At 74.4% G+C, this 15,280-nt stretch carries 15 protein-coding genes; 4 read left to right on the top strand and 11 right to left on the bottom strand.

Annotation, left to right across the window (positions count from 1 at the left end):
* Positions 1 to 42: 42 nt before the first annotated feature.
* From BLV02_RS02955 to BLV02_RS02945, 3 genes are read right to left on the bottom strand one after another with little or no spacing between them, the layout of a single operon-like run.
* Positions 43 to 783 (bottom strand): DinB family protein, encoded by a 741-nt coding sequence (locus BLV02_RS02955; protein ID WP_069110565.1) that lies wholly within the window; start codon positions 781 to 783, stop codon positions 43 to 45.
* Positions 784 to 798: 15 nt separating this feature from the next.
* Complete coding sequence (locus tag BLV02_RS02950; protein WP_069110566.1) at positions 799 to 1,683, bottom strand: phosphotransferase family protein; 885 nt, start codon at positions 1,681 to 1,683, stop codon at positions 799 to 801.
* A complete protein-coding gene (locus BLV02_RS02945; protein WP_216094113.1) occupies positions 1,680 to 3,032 on the bottom strand; it encodes an NsdA family TPR-like regulatory protein in 1,353 nt (450 codons plus the stop codon). The genes BLV02_RS02950 and BLV02_RS02945 overlap by 4 nt, the downstream gene beginning before the upstream one ends.
* A 325-nt stretch (positions 3,033 to 3,357) precedes the next feature.
* Here BLV02_RS02945 and BLV02_RS36240 point away from each other — a divergent pair, with 325 nt between their 5' ends.
* Together BLV02_RS36240 and BLV02_RS02940 are read left to right on the top strand one after the other, a co-directional pair.
* Positions 3,358 to 3,519 (top strand): hypothetical protein, encoded by a 162-nt coding sequence (locus tag BLV02_RS36240; protein WP_171906702.1) that lies wholly within the window; start codon positions 3,358 to 3,360, stop codon positions 3,517 to 3,519.
* A gap of 1,448 nt (positions 3,520 to 4,967) precedes the next feature.
* A complete protein-coding gene (locus BLV02_RS02940) occupies positions 4,968 to 5,465 on the top strand; it encodes a DoxX family protein (protein WP_069110567.1) in 498 nt (165 codons plus the stop codon).
* 66 nt (positions 5,466 to 5,531) lie between these two features.
* On the opposite strand, the gene BLV02_RS36235 is transcribed toward BLV02_RS02940, so the two are convergent.
* Together BLV02_RS36235 and BLV02_RS02935 are read right to left on the bottom strand one after the other, a co-directional pair.
* Positions 5,532 to 5,687: a hypothetical protein gene (locus BLV02_RS36235; protein WP_157740456.1), complete on the bottom strand. Its 156-nt coding sequence runs from the start codon at positions 5,685 to 5,687 to the stop codon at positions 5,532 to 5,534.
* A 109-nt stretch (positions 5,688 to 5,796) separates the two neighbouring features.
* Positions 5,797 to 7,380 carry an amidohydrolase family protein gene (locus BLV02_RS02935; protein WP_069110750.1) on the bottom strand — a complete coding sequence of 528 codons (1,584 nt, stop codon included), beginning with the start codon at positions 7,378 to 7,380 and terminating at the stop codon, positions 5,797 to 5,799.
* A gap of 140 nt (positions 7,381 to 7,520) precedes the next feature.
* Between BLV02_RS02935 and BLV02_RS02930 the strand changes: the two genes are divergently transcribed.
* A complete protein-coding gene (locus tag BLV02_RS02930) occupies positions 7,521 to 8,243 on the top strand; it encodes an FMN-binding negative transcriptional regulator (protein WP_069110568.1) in 723 nt (240 codons plus the stop codon).
* 634 nt (positions 8,244 to 8,877) lie between these two features.
* Here BLV02_RS02930 and BLV02_RS02925 read toward each other — a convergent pair.
* From BLV02_RS02925 to BLV02_RS02915, 3 genes are all read right to left on the bottom strand, one after another.
* Positions 8,878 to 10,209 carry an aminotransferase class I/II-fold pyridoxal phosphate-dependent enzyme gene (locus BLV02_RS02925; protein WP_069110569.1) on the bottom strand — a complete coding sequence of 444 codons (1,332 nt, stop codon included), beginning with the start codon at positions 10,207 to 10,209 and terminating at the stop codon, positions 8,878 to 8,880.
* Positions 10,210 to 10,328: 119 nt separating this feature from the next.
* The gene (locus BLV02_RS02920) at positions 10,329 to 10,682 is read right to left on the bottom strand and encodes a cupin domain-containing protein (RefSeq protein WP_069110570.1); all 354 of its coding nucleotides are present in this window, start codon (positions 10,680 to 10,682) and stop codon (positions 10,329 to 10,331) included.
* Between the two features lie 19 nt (positions 10,683 to 10,701).
* Positions 10,702 to 12,000 carry a thymidine phosphorylase gene (locus BLV02_RS02915; protein ID WP_069110571.1) on the bottom strand — a complete coding sequence of 433 codons (1,299 nt, stop codon included), beginning with the start codon at positions 11,998 to 12,000 and terminating at the stop codon, positions 10,702 to 10,704.
* Between the two features lie 42 nt (positions 12,001 to 12,042).
* Here BLV02_RS02915 and BLV02_RS02910 point away from each other — a divergent pair, with 42 nt between their 5' ends.
* Positions 12,043 to 12,678, top strand: coding sequence for a maleylpyruvate isomerase N-terminal domain-containing protein (locus BLV02_RS02910; protein ID WP_069110572.1), 636 nt, complete (start codon positions 12,043 to 12,045; stop codon positions 12,676 to 12,678).
* Here BLV02_RS02910 and BLV02_RS02905 read toward each other — a convergent pair.
* From BLV02_RS02905 to BLV02_RS02895, 3 genes are all read right to left on the bottom strand, one after another.
* Positions 12,675 to 13,619 carry a chymotrypsin family serine protease gene (locus BLV02_RS02905; protein WP_069110573.1) on the bottom strand — a complete coding sequence of 315 codons (945 nt, stop codon included), beginning with the start codon at positions 13,617 to 13,619 and terminating at the stop codon, positions 12,675 to 12,677. The genes BLV02_RS02910 and BLV02_RS02905 overlap by 4 nt on opposite strands.
* 175 nt (positions 13,620 to 13,794) lie before the next feature.
* Positions 13,795 to 14,196, bottom strand: a complete 402-nt coding sequence (locus tag BLV02_RS02900) for a cytidine deaminase (protein ID WP_069110574.1) — start codon at positions 14,194 to 14,196, stop codon at positions 13,795 to 13,797.
* Positions 14,193 to 15,280: ABC transporter permease (locus BLV02_RS02895; RefSeq protein ID WP_074946113.1), on the bottom strand; the 1,088-nt coding region annotated here is incomplete at its 5' end. The genes BLV02_RS02895 and BLV02_RS02900, both read right to left, overlap by 4 nt.

The following is a 15,280-nucleotide window of genomic DNA, read 5'->3' as shown; positions in this document are numbered from 1 at the left end:
CCCACCCGGGCCGGGAGGGGTCTACCACGGCTCACATCGCGCTCAACGCGCCTCGAGCACGGCCAAGTCGCGCTCGGCGTACAACCGGTGCTGGTACTCCTCGTCGAACAGCACGCGCAGGCAGTCGCCCACCGGGAAGCTGCGCGCCGGCGGCCAGCCGGGGCCGTCGGGCGCCACGGTGTCGGCGGCGAACGTCGCGTCCGTCAGGCCGCCGAGCAGCGACCGCACCGTCGCCCGCCGATCCCGCACCAGGTCGACGACGGTGTCGAGGGACGGCCGGGCGGCGCGGTCGCGGGGAACGCCGGGGAGATCGGGCATGCCGTCCCAGGGCAGCGCCAGTGGATGCCACGGCGCCGGCTCGCCGAGGATCGCGCGCCGCACCCACGAGTCGGTCACGAAGACCAGGTGCCGCAGCGTCTCGATGAACGACCATTCGCCGTCGACGGATTCGTGCAGCAGCGCCGGATCGAGCCGCCGGGCCCGCGCGATGGTCCCGTCCCAGCGCCGCACCAGCAGCTCGTACGCGGCGCGGCAGCCGTCGGCGTCGCTCGGCCGCAGCAGCAGTCGGTAGGGGTCGCGACGGTCCAGCTCCGCCTCGACCAGCGGCGCGACGTCGACGCCGTTGAGGGTGAGCCCGGTGATGTCGCCGCTGATGTCGGCGTTGTTCAGCTCGACCCCGCGCAGGACGGCCCGGGACAGGTCGACGTCCTGGAAGCGAGCGCCGGACAGGTCGACCCGGCGGAAGCGGGACCCGCTCAGGTCGTCGCCGTCGAAGTCGGGCATGGCGGAACCCTAGCCTCAGAACACCCGCCGCCACCGCCACGGCCGGTCTCCACATCGTCCGCGCAGGCAGCCGACCCGGCGTTCGGCCTCGGCCCGGGCGGCGTCGCCGCGCCAGGCGTGCTGCAGCATGTACGAGCAGGCGCGTAGCTCGCGGATGTCGCGCAGCGTCTCGTACCCGGCCCAGCCGATGACGTCGTGGCCGTAGGCGGCGCAGAACCGCGCGTACCCGGCGGCGTCGAGCGTCCCGAACGACGTCAGGCGGACCGCCGTCGACACCAGGTCCCACTCCGGCGGGCCGACGGCGAACCGCTCGAGGTCCAGCAGCCAGACGGTGCCGTCGTCGTCGGCCACCACGTTCCCCGCCCACGCGTCGCCGTGGACGACGGCGGCGGCGAGCCCGTCGGGCAGCTCCGCCATCCGGTCCTCGAGGTCGGCGAGGTACCCCAGCAGCCACGCGCGGTCCGCCGCCGGCACCGTCGGCGCCGCCTCGATCCGGTCCCGGATCCGCACGAACGGCGCCAGCTCCGGCAGCGCGAACTCGTCCGGCGGGTCGAGCGCGTGCAATCGGCGCAGGACGGCGGCCAGCTGCGGGTCCGCGGCCTCCTGGTGCGGCGGGAGCGCCCGCCAGAACGTCACCGGGACGCCGTCGACGTCGACCGGCTGATCGACGCCGGGGAGGGCGCGGACGGCCGCCAGTCCCGCGTCCTCCAGCCAGTGCGCGACGCGGACCTCCTTGCCCGCCGCGGCGGCCTGGCCGGAGCGTCCGACGCGGGCGATGACCTCGCCGGGCAGCCGGTAGACGGAGTTCTCGGCGCGCCGGATCAGCTCGGCCGGCGCCGGGTCGAGTCCGGCGCGGAGGCAGGCGCAGTGCAGTACGCGGTGGGTGTCGTCGGCCGTCACGACGCCAGAGCGGTGGTGACCCGGTGTCGCAGCTCGGCCACCTCGGGGACGCCGGCGTGCCGCGCGGCGTAGGTGCGTAGTTCGGCGAGGTCCATCGCGGCCCGGCGCGAGTGCAGCCGCCCGGCGTCGTCGACGGCGGCCAGCCCGATGCGGGCGGCCTCGCCGGGGTCGCCGACGGCCATCGTCAGCGACGCGAGCTTGGTCTGCGACATCGCCCGGGAGCGGACGTAGCCGGCGGTGTGGCCGTCGACGGCGGCCAGCAGGCGGGGCGCCGCCTCGGTGTCGTGGCCCTGCACCGTCAGGTCGAACAGCGCGTGCCCGGTGTCGCCGGCGTGCTGCGCGGCGTCGTAGTAGCCCATCCACGGCGGGTCGCCGTCCGGCGCGGTGCCGGCGAACGCGTCGTCGGCCTGCCCGACGGCGCGCAGGGTGTCCTGGTAGCGGCCGAGCTTGGCCAGCGCCCGGGCGCGGGCGGTGTGCAGCATGGCCTGTTCCGTCGCCGTCAGGCGGTCGGCGCGGACCAGCGCCAGCTCCGCGTACGTCAGGCCGAGGTCGGGCTCGCCGCGCCAGATCTCCTGCCGGGCCAGCGACGACAGCACCTTCGCCCGCAGGTGCCAGCTGCCGACCTCTTCGGAGCAGGCGAGGGCGAACTTGAAGATCTGCCGCGCGTCGTCGTACGCGCACGCGTCGAAGGCCATGTGCGCGGTGGCGTGGCCGAGCAGCCCGACCGCCTCGTGCAGCTCCACCCGCACCTCGGGCGTCGCCTGCGCGTTCAGCAGCTGGCCGAACCACCGCAGCTGGGCGTTCGCCGCCTCGCGCACCCCGGCGCCGCCGTGGCTGTGGCCCCAGCTGACCAACAGATCGGCGGCGCCGCGGACCTGCTCGATCTCGCCGCGCCCCACCCGCTTCGGCGCGTCGCTCGGCCGCAGCGGCGCCAGCAGGTCGAGCAAGGTCGACGGCGACGTCAGCAGGCCGCCGACCCCCACGAACGCGGCCCGCAGGAACTCCTGCCGCTTCACGTCCGGTTCACCGCCCAGCGGTTCTTCGTCCTGCCGCTGCAGGACGGGCGCGGCCTGCAGCCGGCGGGTGTTGACGAAGCCGAGATCGGCGTCGGTCGCCGCGCCGAGCACCGCCCGTAACGCGTCGCGGTAGGCGGCCTGCGGCCAGCGGATGATGCCGCGTTCGAGCTTGCCGACGTAGTTGTCGTCGAGCTCGTACAGGCGGCCGGTGTGTTCGAACAGGTGGGCGTTGACGCGGTCGGCCAGCTCCTGGCGGGACATCGCCGCTCCCGCCACGTCGGCTGACGGCGTGCTCTCGCGGGCCAGTCGCAGGTGCTCGTTCGGTTCGCGCACGATGTCTCCACGTACGTGGGGAAGAACATAATGGCATTGTGGGCGTATTGCTGTCAGGTGATCCGGAGAATCCCGAACCCTCCCCACTTGCCTCCCCCGATGATCCCACCTCGATGCCCTACTGATCACCCAATTCCGGCGAAATGATCGGTACACGAGTCATGGCCGGTGCCTTTCTCCCGATTCGACACCGCTCATGGATGCCGTGACTTGAGGCGGGTTGCCGGGAAGACCACCCCGAACCCGGCAACCCGCCGGTCATGGTTCTCGCAGGGGGACTGCTGGGGTTGGCGGGGGTTCGGGGAGTTTCGGAAGGTTGAGGCCGATGCTGCACCGCGACACCGAGTACGTCCTGACCTGGAACGCCGCCGACCACGCCTGGGAGGCGCGCCCCATCCGCCGCGAAGGACGGCGCATCGTCCCGCTCGCTCCCGACGGCACCACCGGTCGCCTCCCCGCCGTCTTCCCCGACGCCGCCGGCGACTGATTGCCCACTCGGGGCAATAGGGGCGATTCGCCCGAATTGTTCTTGGCGCTTTCTGGACTTGCCGGGGCAATCACATGGCTGCAATTCCTCGGTAGGTCTCGAATGGGCGGAAAGTCCAGTCGGCCGTTCGGCTGATACGGCATTGGGGCGTTCGGTGAGCGTCTCGCTGACCCGCACGACGGGGATACGGGGAGAAATGGCCGGAGGATCCGGGCGAAGGCAGCGCCCGGGTCCTCCGGCCTCTCTCCGTTCAGCCGCCGCGCCGTACCGCCCGCCCGTCGCCGTACCGCCCGCCCGTCGCCTGGCCGTCGCCCGCGACGGCCCATCAGCACCCGCGCCGCTTGGCCGCTCCCACGACCACGCGGCGAACCACCACCGCACCCAGCCACCAGCCCCGTCCGCCACGCGTCCGGCCTTAGCCCCGGCGCGACCCGGCCCGGCGCGACCCAGCCCCGGCGCGACCCCAACCCAGCGCGACCCCAACCCAGCGCGACCCAACCCAGCGCGACCCAACCGGCCCACCGTCAGCGCGGCCCAGCATGCCCAGCCAGTTCGCGTCGGCCTCGCGGTGGGCACGGTCGCATCCAGCGGTCGTCGCCTCGAGTCGCGCGCGTATGTCAGTGCCCGCCCGTAGGGTGGGCACCCTCCCTAGAGGGGCGGGTCATACTTGCGGCGCGAAGCTACCCAACGGTCGCTGCGACGCCGCCCACGCCCGGTGGCGATGAAACGGCAGCCAGGGGGCCACGACCCGAGCCGGGCCGATGCCAACAGCACGATGACCGGGTCGAGGCGAACGGGAACGGCCACTCGAGCGCAGGCGCCCGGCTGATACCCGCCACGTTGGATGACGACGTGGACGTCATGGTGGTGACGACGAAACCCGAGTCACCAACGCCACAGCCGGTCCCTCGCCGGCGACGCCACCGTCCCGATGCGATCGTGATCCGGTCTGCACACGTGACGACAGGCCAGGACGTTGACGCCCGGGATGTCGCCTGACGCCCCGGAAACCGGCGCTCGAGACCCCGAAACGGGCCCTATCCGCCGGTTCCCGGGGCGTGCGCCGCTCTCCCGGGCCTCAGCAACGGTCGGTGGGCCCGCAGCGCGCGACCACGTCACCGCCGATGACCATCCAAGAAACGGGTCGTCCTGGTGACCCGTTTCTTGGATGGTCAAAGCGTCTGCCACCAGCGCCGCCCACCCCCTCCGGGCGCGCCCCGAACACGGCACACGCCGCCCACTCCCCTGGGCGATCGTCAGCATCCCGTACGTCGCCGTACGTAGACGCGAGATACGCCCCCGAGCCGACGTGCGAGCAGCAGTCGCCTTCGTAGCGTGAAGCCACTCCCCAACGGAGTCGGTGAAGGACCGCCGGAGCGGCAACTCCGGCGGTCCGCCGAGAAGGACAGTCCAAGCCGCGGACCCCTCTCTACGAAGGATGGTAGATCATGTCCACCACAGCCCCCGCCCGTCAGAGCACCGGCGTTCCCGCCCGCCGCGACCCGGTCGCCGTCGCCGCTCGGTGGCTGTCGGCGCACGGGATCCAGGCGCTTCAGGTCAGCCTCGGCATCGTGGTGCTGGCGTTCGGCGCGCTGAAGTTCTTCCCCGGCGCGAGCCCGGCGGAACCGCTGGTCATGCGGACGGTCGACGCGTTGACGCTGGGGTTGGTGCACGGGCAGACCGCCGTGACGCTGACCGCCGTCATCGAGACGTTCGTCGGGCTCACGCTGATCACCGGCGTGTTCCTGCGCACCGGCCTGGTGGTGCTGTCGGGGTCGCTGCTGGGCATGATGTCGCCGCTCGTGCTGTTCTTCGGCGACATGTTCCCGGACGGCACGCCGACGCTTGAGGCGCAGTACGTCTTCAAGGACATCATCCTGGCCGCGGCCGTGCTAGTGATCGGCGCCAAGGCGCTGGGCGCCCGGCTGGAGCCGAGCGAGCGCTGACACCCCCTGAACCGGCGAGAGCGCCGGGCTCGTCCCCCGCGAGCCCGGCGCTCTCGTCGTCCCCGTTCAGTTGCCGGTCTGCCACTTCCCCGCGACGGCGTCGGGCTCGCGCTCGCCGTCGGCCGCTCCCGGCGACGACGACTCCGCCGGCTCGGCGCCGGAATCGTCGCGCGTCGGAGCGCCGACGAGGAACGCGCCCGTCGCCAGCGTCCTGAACACCATGCCTCCACGGTCCCAGCCCGCCGGGATCGGCACATCGGCCCAGGAGCCGAACCGCCGCCTACGTCGCTGGGCGTAGGGGCTCTCCCGTAAGGGGTACCCGGAGCGGACCTCAGATCGCCCCGTGGACGACCTCGCCGCCGAGGATCGTCGCGACGACCGGGACGGCGGCGATGGCGGACGGTTCGACGGCGCGCGGATCGGCGCCGAGCACGACGAGGTCGGCCTGCTTGCCCGCCGCCAGGCTGCCGGCGACGTCGTCGACGCGGCAGGCGTAGGCGCTGCCGGTGGTGTAGGCGGCGAGCGCCTCGTCGACGGTGACGGCCTCGTCCGGGCCGACGGGGGCGCCGCCGGAACTGGTGCGGTCGACCATGAACTGGATCGCCCGCAGCGGGGCGCCGTCGGCCACCGGCCGGTCCGAGCTGCCGGCGACGCGGACGCCGTGGTCGAGGAACGACCGGCCGCGGTACATCCAGCCGCTGCGCGCGGGGCCCATGATCGTCGAGTAGTCGTCGCCGAAGGCGTGCAGGAACGTCGGCTGGACGACGGCGGTCAGGCCGGCCGCCGCCAGCCGCGGCAGCTGCTCGGGGCGGACCAGCCCGCAGTGCTCGACGCGGTGCCGGGCGCCGGGCCGCGGGTGCGCCGCCTGCGCCGCGGTGACGACGGCGATCGCCTGGTCGACCGCGGCGTCGCCGATGGCGTGGATGGCCAGCTGCCAGCCGGCCCGGTGCGCGTCGAGGATGAGCGCCGCCAACTCGTCGTCGCCGAACGCGAGCTGGCCGCTGCCGCCGTCCGAGCCGTCGGACGTGAGGTACGGCGAGGTCAGGGCGGCGGTGCGGGCCATCATGCCGCCGTCCAGCCACAGCTTCAGCGCGCCGATCGACAGCCGGTCGTCACCGAGCCCGGTGCGCAGCCCGAGGTCGACGGCGCGCGCGATGCCGTCCTCGTCGGCCGCGCCGGACGGCCGCAGCATGGCCGCCGGCACCATCGTCTGGACGCGGACCGGCAGCCGGCCCTGCTCGCGCGCGACCTGGTACGCGGCCAACTCGACCGGCGACGACCCGGCGAGGTCGGTGACGATGCCAGCCTCGGCGACCGTCGTGATGCCCTGCGCCAGGCATTCGCGCCCGGCGGTCTCGACGGCGGCGACGATCTCGTCCAGCGTGTACGGCAGCCGGCGGGCGCGGGCGATCGCCATCGCGCCCTCCTCCAGCAGGCCGGTCGGCCGGCCGCCGGCGTCGCGGACCACGCCGGGCGCGTGCGCCGCGAACTCGTCGTCGGTGACGGTGGCCAGGACGGCGTCGGAGACCAGGCAGGCGTGCCCGGACGTGTGCCGGACGTAGAGCCGCCGGCCGGGCGCGGCCGCCTCGAGGTCGTCGCGGGTCAGGTGCGCGCCGAGCGGACGCTGGTCGTATCCGGCGAGGTCGACCCACCCGTCGCCTGGCACCGCGTCCGCCGCCCGCCGGACCGCGTCCAGCACGGCGTCGCGGGTGCGCAAGCCGGACAGGTCGACCAGGCCGGCGGCCATGCCCGTCCACGCGAGATGACTGTGTGCGTCGACGAAGCCGGGCAGCACCGTGGCGCCGCCGAGATCGACCGTCCGCCGCGCCCGCAGCCCGTCGAGCTCCTCGTCCAGCCCGGCGATGCGGCCCCGCCAGACGCCGAGCCGCGAGGCGGCCGGGCGGGCTGGGTCCATGGTCACGATCTGGGCGCCGGTCACCAGCAGGTCGAGCTCCACCGCACCTCCACGTCGTCCGCCGTCGCGGGCACAGTCTGGCAGTTCGCGTACTGTTGCGTTACGGTCGCAGCAACCGTACCAGTACAGTTGGGAGCCGCATGCACACGCCTCGGCACTTCCGCGCCGACTCGCCGGACCGCGAGGGCCGGTTGGTCCGCGAGAACCCGTTCGGCCTCATCGTCTGCGGCGGCTCCCCGGCGTCCGGCGGCGGGGCGGCGTCCGGCGGGGCGGCGGGCGCCGGGGTGGCTCCCGTCGCGACGCACGTGCCGATGCTGCGCAAGCCCGGCCCGGACGGCCGGCCGCCGGCCGACGACGAGCCGCTGCTCGGCGGCGTGATCGTCGGTCACCTCGCGAAGGTGAACCCGCAGGCGGCGGCGTTGCGGACGGCGGGCTCGGCGCTCGCGGTGTTCCTCGGCCCGGACGGCTACGTCTCGCCCACCTGGTACGACGGTGACCGTCCGAACGTCCCCACCTGGAACTACGCCGCCGTGCACGTCAGCGGTCCGCTCCGGGTCGTCGACGACCGGGACGAGGCACTGGCGATCATCATGGCCAGCATCGACGCGACCGAGGCGTACGCCGGCACCGGCTGGGACCCGACCCCGTCGCTGGACTACGTCGACCAGCTGCTGGCCGGCATCGTCGCGTTCGAGCTGACCGCCGCCGACGTCCGCAGCACGTTCAAGCTCAGCCAGAACAAGCCGGTCGAGACGCAGCGCCGGGTCGCGGCCACGCTGGCCGCCAGCACGCACGGCCGCGACCGCGAAGTCGCCGCACTCATGACCGACGTCCTCCGCCTCGGCGACGACGAACCGACCTGACGCCGCGTCGCCCACGAGCCCAGGGGCCGCGACGTCAGCGAAGCCGGGACTCAGCTACGGCCGAGAGTGTCAGTGCCCGCCCGTAGGGTGGGCCCCCTCCCTCAAGGGGCGGGTCATACCTACCGCGCGCTCGAGACCAGCCGCGCCTACTCCGGCCCGCCGCGCCCGCTGCGACCCGCCGTCCGCTGCGGCCCGGCCCGCTCACGCCAACCCGCCCGGCTCCGCCCGCTCACGCCAACCCGACTGCCCACGCCGGCCCCGCTCGGCTCCGCCCAGCAGCTGACCCCGCCCGGCTCCGCCGGCTCAGGCCAGGCCCGCTCGGCCCCGCCAGCGGCCAACCCCGCCCCGCTCACACCGCCCCCACTCGGCCTCGCCCAGCGGCCAACCCCGCCCCGCTCACACCGGCCCCACTCGGCCTCGCCCAGCGGCCAACCCCGCCCGGCTCCGCTTGCTCAGGCCAGGTCCGCTCGGCCTTGCCAGCGGAAAGCCCCGCCCGCCCGGCTCCGCCTGCTCAGGCCAACCCTTCCGGCCCACGCCAATCCCGCCCAGTCCCGTCCAGCACACAGCCGCGCCCGCTAGCGCCAGCCCCCGCCCGCTCACGCCAGCCCCGCCCGCTCGCGCCAGCCCGCCCGGCTCAGGCCAGCCGCGTCCGCTGCGACCGGCCGAGCACCGCGGCGACGTCGGTGGCGAGGCGGTCCGCGTCGGCGGCGGAGAGGGTCGCCGTGGTGATGCGGACGAACGGCTCGCTGTGCATGCGGTGCGGCTCGCCGGCCCGGACCGCCCAGCCGCGGCTCTGCAGCGCCTGCACGACGGGGACCTCGTGCGGCACCGGCACCCACACGTTCAGGCCGGACCGCCCGCGCGCCGCCACCCCACGCTCGGCCAGGCCGTTGAGCAGCGCCCGCCGCCGGGCGCCGTAGACGTCGGCGGCCAGCCGCATGCCGGTGCTGATGTCGTCGTCGGACCACAGCCGCACCACCAGGTGCTGCAGCACGTGACTCACCCAGCCGGCGCCGACCAGCTGCCGCTCGGCCACCCGGCGGGCGGTGCGCGGGTCGGCGAGCAGGAACCCGGTGCGCAGGTCCGGCCCGAGCACCTTGCTGGTGGTCCGCACGACCGCCCACGACGGGCGGCCCGCGCAGACGGAGGCGTGCGGGGCGCCGGCGATGAGCGACGCGTGGTCGTCCTCGATGACGATGACGTCCGGATGGTCGTAGAGGACGTCGCGCAGGTCGCGCGCGCGGTCCGGCCCGACGGCGGCGCCGGTCGGGTTCTGCGCCCGCGGCGTGACGACGAACGCGACGACCCCGCCGGCCAGCGCCGACGCCAGCGAGGACGGCACCGGACCGTCCTCGTCGAGCGCGACGCCGACCGGGACCATGCCCATCGACCGGACCAGCTCCAGCACACCGGGGTAGCCGGGATCCTCGACGGCGACCCGGTCGTTGGGCCGGGCCCGGGCCGCGAGCACCCGCTCGACACCGTCCATCGCCCCGCCGACGACGGCGAGCGGCCCGGCGTTGGTGCGCAGCACGGCGGGGAGATCGGCGAACTGGGCCAGCCCGATCTCCGCCAGCTCCGGCAGCACCGCCGGCGCGCCGTACAGGAATCGCGGCAGCTCCATCCGGCGCAGCATGGCGGCGACGTCGGGCAGCATCTCGGGGTCCGGGTTGCCGTCGCTGAGGTCGCGGACGCCCGGCCCGACCGCACCGTACTGCTGGGCCCGGCTGACCGGCCGGACGCCGACCCGCGTGACGCGGCCGGCCTCGCTGGTGACGACGCCGCGCAGCCGCAGGTCACGGTAGGCCGCGGCGACCGTCGTCGGGCTGACGCCGAGGCGCGCAGCGAGGCCCCGCACCGACGGCAGCGGCTCGGACTCGGCCAGCCGCCCGGCCTCGATCGCCGCCTCGACGCTGTCGGCGATGGCCCGCGACGTACGACCGGCGATCAACTGTTCGGGCACCATCCGCCAACCGTACTGGTACAGCTGCGGCCCCCTTGCAATGAGCACGTAGACGCACCGCCGGTCAGGTGTGGCTACCGGTGCGGTGCGTATTGGTGCTCATTGCAAAGCGCGGCGTACGGTCAGTCCTCGCGACCAGCCAGGTCGGGCGCGAACGCGGGCAGGCAGACGGCGACGTACTCGGCGCCGGAGGGGCCGGCGGTGTACCGCACCCGTTCGCCGGCCTGGGTGAACAGCGCCTGCCCGGCCGCGACCTCCACGCTGCCGCCGTCGTGCTCGACGACGACGCTGCCGCTGAGGACGAGCGTGATCTCGTCGAACTCCGGCGTCTGCGCCGGCTCGTCCCAGCCGGGCGGCGCCTGCATGCGGGCCACCGAGACCGCGCCGTTCTGGGTCGCGACGCGGCCGACGTACTCGTCGATGACCTTGCCGCCGGGCACCGGGATGCGGGCCGGCGCGTCGATCAGTCTCACCATGGCGCCGAGCGTAGACCGGTCAGCCGACGCGGTCGATGACCAGCGGCGGCAGGTCGGGCCGGCTGCCCTCGGGCGCGATGACGTAGCCGTCCTCCAGCGCCGCGAGCGCGCGGTCGAACCGGGCCGGCTCGTCGGTGTGCAGCGTCAGCAGCGGCTCGCCGGCACGGACGACGGCGCCGGGCTTGGCGTGCAGCTCGACACCGGCGGCGGCCTGGACGGACTCGTCCTTGCGCGCCCGCCCCGCACCGAGCCGCCACGCGGCGACGCCCACCTGGTAGGCGTCCAGCCTGGTCAGGACGCCGGACGCCGGCGCGAGGACGGCGTGCGTCTCGCGCGCGACCGGCAGCGGCGCGGCCGGGTCGCCGCCCTGGGCGGAGATCATCTGCCGCCACACGTCCATCGCCGATCCGTCCGTCAGCGCGTCGGCCGGGTCCTTACCCCCGGTCAGCCCCGCCGCGGCCAGCATCTCGCGGGCCAGCGTGACGGTCAGCTCGACGACGTCGCCGGGGCCGCCGCCGTCGAGCACCTCGACCGACTCGCGCACCTCCAGCGCGTTGCCCGCCGTCAGCCCGAGCGGCGTCTCCATGTTGGTGAGCAGCGCGACGGTGCGCACCCCGGCGTCGGAGCCCAGCGCGACCATGGTCGACGCCAGCTCGCGCGCCGACGTGACGTCCTTCATGAACGCGCCCGACCCGACCTTGACGTCGAGGACGAGCGCGCCGGTGCCCTCGGCGATCTTCTTGCTCATGATCGACGACGCGATCAGCGGGATCGCCTCGACGGTGCCGGTGACGTCGCGCAACGCGTACAGCTTCTTGTCCGCCGGCGCGAGGTCGTCGCCCGCGGCGCAGACCACCGCGCCGGTCGACCGCAGCACGTCCAGCATCTCCGACGCCGACAGCGACGCCCGCCAGCCCGGGATCGACTCGAGCTTGTCCAGCGTGCCGCCGGTGTGGCCGAGCCCGCGGCCGGACAGCTGCGGGACGGCAGCGCCGCACGCGGCCACCGTCGGCGCCAGCGGGAGCGTGATCTTGTCGCCGACGCCCCCGGTGGAGTGCTTGTCGGTGGTGCGCCGCTCGACGGCGGACCAGTCCATGCGCCGGCCGGTGCGGATCATCGCGTCGGTCCAGCGGGAGATCTCGCGCCGGGCCATGCCGTTGAGCAGGATCGCCATCGCCAGCGCCGACATCTGCTCGTCGGCCACGACGCCGCGCGTGTACGCGTCGACGACCCAGTCGATCTGCCCGTCGGACAGCTCGCCGCGGTCGCGCTTGGTCCGGATGACGTCGACGGCGTCGAAGGGTTCGGGTGCTGCCATGGTGGGATCATCGCACCTCCGGCCGGCCCGTAGGCTGGCGGCATGACGACGGTGCGGCAGGCCTACCTCGACGCCGCGGGCGCGGCGCTCACGCTGCTCGGCGACCCCGCGGTCGCGGCGCGCTGGGACGAGCCGAGCGCGCTCGAGGCGTTCACCGTCGGCGGGCTGGCCGGGCACCTCGCCGGGCAGGTGCTGGGGGTGCCGGACGTGCTGGCCACACCGGTGCCGGACGACGAGCCGGCGGCGCTGCTCGACCACTACCTCCGGTCCACCTGGATCGGCGCCGACGTCGACGCCGCCACGAACGTCGCCATCCGCGCGGTCGGCGACGCCAACGCCGCCGGCGGCCCCGAAGCGCTGGTCGAGCAGACGGCGGCCGCGCTGGCCACGCTGCGGGCGACGTTGTCGGCGGAGCCGGCCGGGCGGCTCGTCCACCTGACCGGCCGCTGGTCGCTGACCCTCGACGACTACCTGACCACGCGGCTGCTGGAGATCGCCGTCCACGACGACGACCTCGCCGTGAGCGTCGGCGTCGACACCCCGGAGTTGCCCGACGCCGTGCTGACGCCGGTGTTCGCGCTGCTCACGACGCTGTCGGCGCGCAAGCACGGCGCACCGGCGGTGTTGCGGGCGCTCGCCCGGGCCGAGCGCGCGCCGTCGGACATCTCGGCGATCTAGAGCAGCCGGACGCCCAGGCGGTCGAGCACGGCGCCGATGGGGTTGCAGTAGGTGAGGCCCTGGCCGTCGGGCCCGCCGGTGTCGCTGCCGGCGAACAGCAGCCCGACCGCCTCGCGGGTGTCGGGGCGGTAGACCAGCGACCCGCTGTCGCCGCCGGAGGAGAAGCCTTCGGGGCCGCCGCCGGTGACCTCGATCTGGTCGTCGAAGTCGATGACGCCGGTGGGGTACTGGACGCTGATGCCGTCGATCTCGATGGCGCTGACCCGGCCGCGGGTGACCCCGGTGGTGCGGCCGGCCTTCTCGACCTCGACGTCGTCGGTGACGGCGACCCAGCCGGCCAGCGCCCCGACCGGGTACTGCGCGGACACCTCGACGTCGTCGTCGAGGCGCGCGGTGGCGGCGTCGACGAGGTTCGGCGCGACGGGATCGAGCGCGACGACGCCGTCGAGGATGCCGATGCGGTCGGCGGCCGCGCTGCCGCCGTCGGCCACCCCGGGCTGCATGACGACGTCGCCGGCGGCGGCGCGGCCGGAGTCGGCGAGCACGTGGTTGTTTGACAGCGCCAGCACAGCACCGGACCCGTCGACGACGAACGCGCCGATGGTGCCCGCCGTGACGTCGACGTGCGAGACGGACAGGCCGGGATGCAGCGGACGGTGCCGTTGCCGCAGCTCGGCGGGGTCCCACTGGGACGCCCGCACCACCCCGACGTCGCGGACGTCGCACTCGTCGCCGGCCAGCGCGCGGCCGGCCGCCACGACCTCGTCGGCCAGCTCGGACGGCCCGAACGTGCGCACCGCCACCCCGTACGTGGCCGGCCCGACGACGCACACGCCGACGGCCACGCCGCCGGTGGGCGTGTGCGGCCGCGGCGGCTCGGCGAGCGCGACCGTTCGCCGCCGGAGCTCGGCCTTGATCTCACGCGCGGTCAGCAACTCCATGGCGACTCCCGGGGACGGTCGCGGACAAACCCCGCCGGGACGGCGTGACGCGCACCGAACGCCGGGGTGCGGTCCCCGCCCGGCTGGGAGGGCTTCCCACCCTACGGGCGGGCACCGACACTCGCGTAGCTCATTCCACGCGCGACCGATCGAACGGCGGCGCCGCGCGCTGCCGTCACGGGCGTTCCGGCAGTTGTTCCGCCCCGAACGCCTGCGGCAGCACCTGGTCCATCGTCTGGATGCCGAGCGGCGTCTCGACCAGCAGCGACGCCCCGCCGTGCTCCCACAGCAGTTGCCGGCAGCGCCCGCAGGGCATGGTCAGCCGCCGGTCGGCGCCGCCGACGCAGGTGAAGGCGACCAGGCGGCCGCCACCGCCGGCGACCAGCGACGAGATCAGGCCGCACTCGGCGCACAGGGTGACGCCGTAGGCGGCGTTCTCGACGTTGCAGCCGACGACCACCCGGCCGTCGGACACCAGGGCCGCCGCGCCGACGGGGAACCCGGAGTACGGCGCGTACGCCCGCGCCGCCACCTCGACGGCGGCGGCGCGCAGCGAGGCCCAGTCGACCGCCGTCACGACTTCACGTACGGCTCGCCGTCGGCGGCCGGCGCCCGGACCCGGCCGACCAGCCCGGCGACCGCGAAGATCGTCAGGATGTACGGCAGCATCAGCATGAACTCGCTGGGGATCGGCGTGCCGATGATGCCGAGCACGCTCTGCAGGTTGTTCGCGAACCCGAACAGCAGAGCCGCGCCCAGCGCGCCGAGCGGGCTCCACCGCCCGAAGATCATCGCCGCCAGCGCGATGAAGCCCTGGCCGGCCGACATCTCCCGCGAGAACGCCCCCACGTTGCCGAGCGTGAAGAACGCGCCGCCGAAGCCGGCCACCGCGCCGCCGAGCAGGACGTTGCGGAAGCGGACGGTGTTGACGCGGATGCCCAGCGTGTCGGCCGCCTTCGGGTGCTCGCCGACGGAGCGGACGCGCAGGCCCCAGCGGGTGCGGAACAGCGCGACGTGCACCAGCGCGACGGTGACGTACATGGCGTAGACGATGATCGTCTGCTCGAACAGCACCGGCCCGATGACCGGGATCTCGCTGAGCAGCGGGATCTCCACCCGCGGCAGCGTGCCCGGGCTGTTCCACGTGGCCGCCTCGGGCGCCAGCAACTGCCCGTACAGGAAGTTCGTCACGCCGAGCACGAGCACGTTCAGCACGACGCCGACGATGATCTGGTTGACGACGTACTTGATCGCGAAGACCGCCAGCACGAACGCCACCAGCAGCCCGGCCACGACCGCCGCCACGAGGCCGACGTACAGGCTGCCGGTCAGGGTGGCGACGACGGCGGACAGGAACGCGCCGGCCAGCAACTGGCCCTCGATGGCGATGTTGATGACGCCGGCCCGCTCGCACAGCACACCGGACAGCGCGCCGAACACCAGTGGCACCGACAGCGCCAGCGCGCCCTGCAGCAGCGACGTGAACGAGATCTGCTCGCCGGCGACGGCCCAGACGAGGAACGCCAGCACGAACGCGATGGCGAACAGCACCGTCAGCCAGGCGGGGACGGCCTGCCCGGCGCGCACCAGCCAGGCCGAGTACGCCGCGATGACGACGCACACCAGCGACAGCCCGAGCGCGACCGGCTGCGACGACAGCG

Source organism: Jiangella alba (assembly GCF_900106035.1).
GTDB lineage: Bacteria > Actinomycetota > Actinomycetes > Jiangellales > Jiangellaceae > Jiangella > Jiangella alba.
This window is presented reverse-complemented; position numbering and strand designations above follow the sequence as displayed.

Excerpts from the sequence above, each read along its gene's own strand:
- BLV02_RS02955 (WP_069110565.1), bottom strand. The coding sequence starts at position 783 with ATGCCCGACTTCGACGGCGACGACCTGAGCGGGTCCCGCTTCCGCCGG.
- BLV02_RS36240 (WP_171906702.1), top strand. The coding sequence starts at position 3,358 with ATGCTGCACCGCGACACCGAGTACGTCCTGACCTGGAACGCCGCCGAC.
- BLV02_RS02940 (WP_069110567.1), top strand. The coding sequence starts at position 4,968 with ATGTCCACCACAGCCCCCGCCCGTCAGAGCACCGGCGTTCCCGCCCGC.
- BLV02_RS36235 (WP_157740456.1), bottom strand. The coding sequence starts at position 5,687 with ATGGTGTTCAGGACGCTGGCGACGGGCGCGTTCCTCGTCGGCGCTCCG.
- BLV02_RS02935 (WP_069110750.1), bottom strand. The coding sequence starts at position 7,380 with ATGGACCCAGCCCGCCCGGCCGCCTCGCGGCTCGGCGTCTGGCGGGGC.
- BLV02_RS02930 (WP_069110568.1), top strand. The coding sequence starts at position 7,521 with ATGCACACGCCTCGGCACTTCCGCGCCGACTCGCCGGACCGCGAGGGC.
- BLV02_RS02925 (WP_069110569.1), bottom strand. The coding sequence starts at position 10,209 with ATGGTGCCCGAACAGTTGATCGCCGGTCGTACGTCGCGGGCCATCGCC.
- BLV02_RS02920 (WP_069110570.1), bottom strand. The coding sequence starts at position 10,682 with ATGGTGAGACTGATCGACGCGCCGGCCCGCATCCCGGTGCCCGGCGGC.
- BLV02_RS02915 (WP_069110571.1), bottom strand. The coding sequence starts at position 12,000 with ATGGCAGCACCCGAACCCTTCGACGCCGTCGACGTCATCCGGACCAAG.
- BLV02_RS02910 (WP_069110572.1), top strand. The coding sequence starts at position 12,043 with ATGACGACGGTGCGGCAGGCCTACCTCGACGCCGCGGGCGCGGCGCTC.
- BLV02_RS02905 (WP_069110573.1), bottom strand. The coding sequence starts at position 13,619 with ATGGAGTTGCTGACCGCGCGTGAGATCAAGGCCGAGCTCCGGCGGCGA.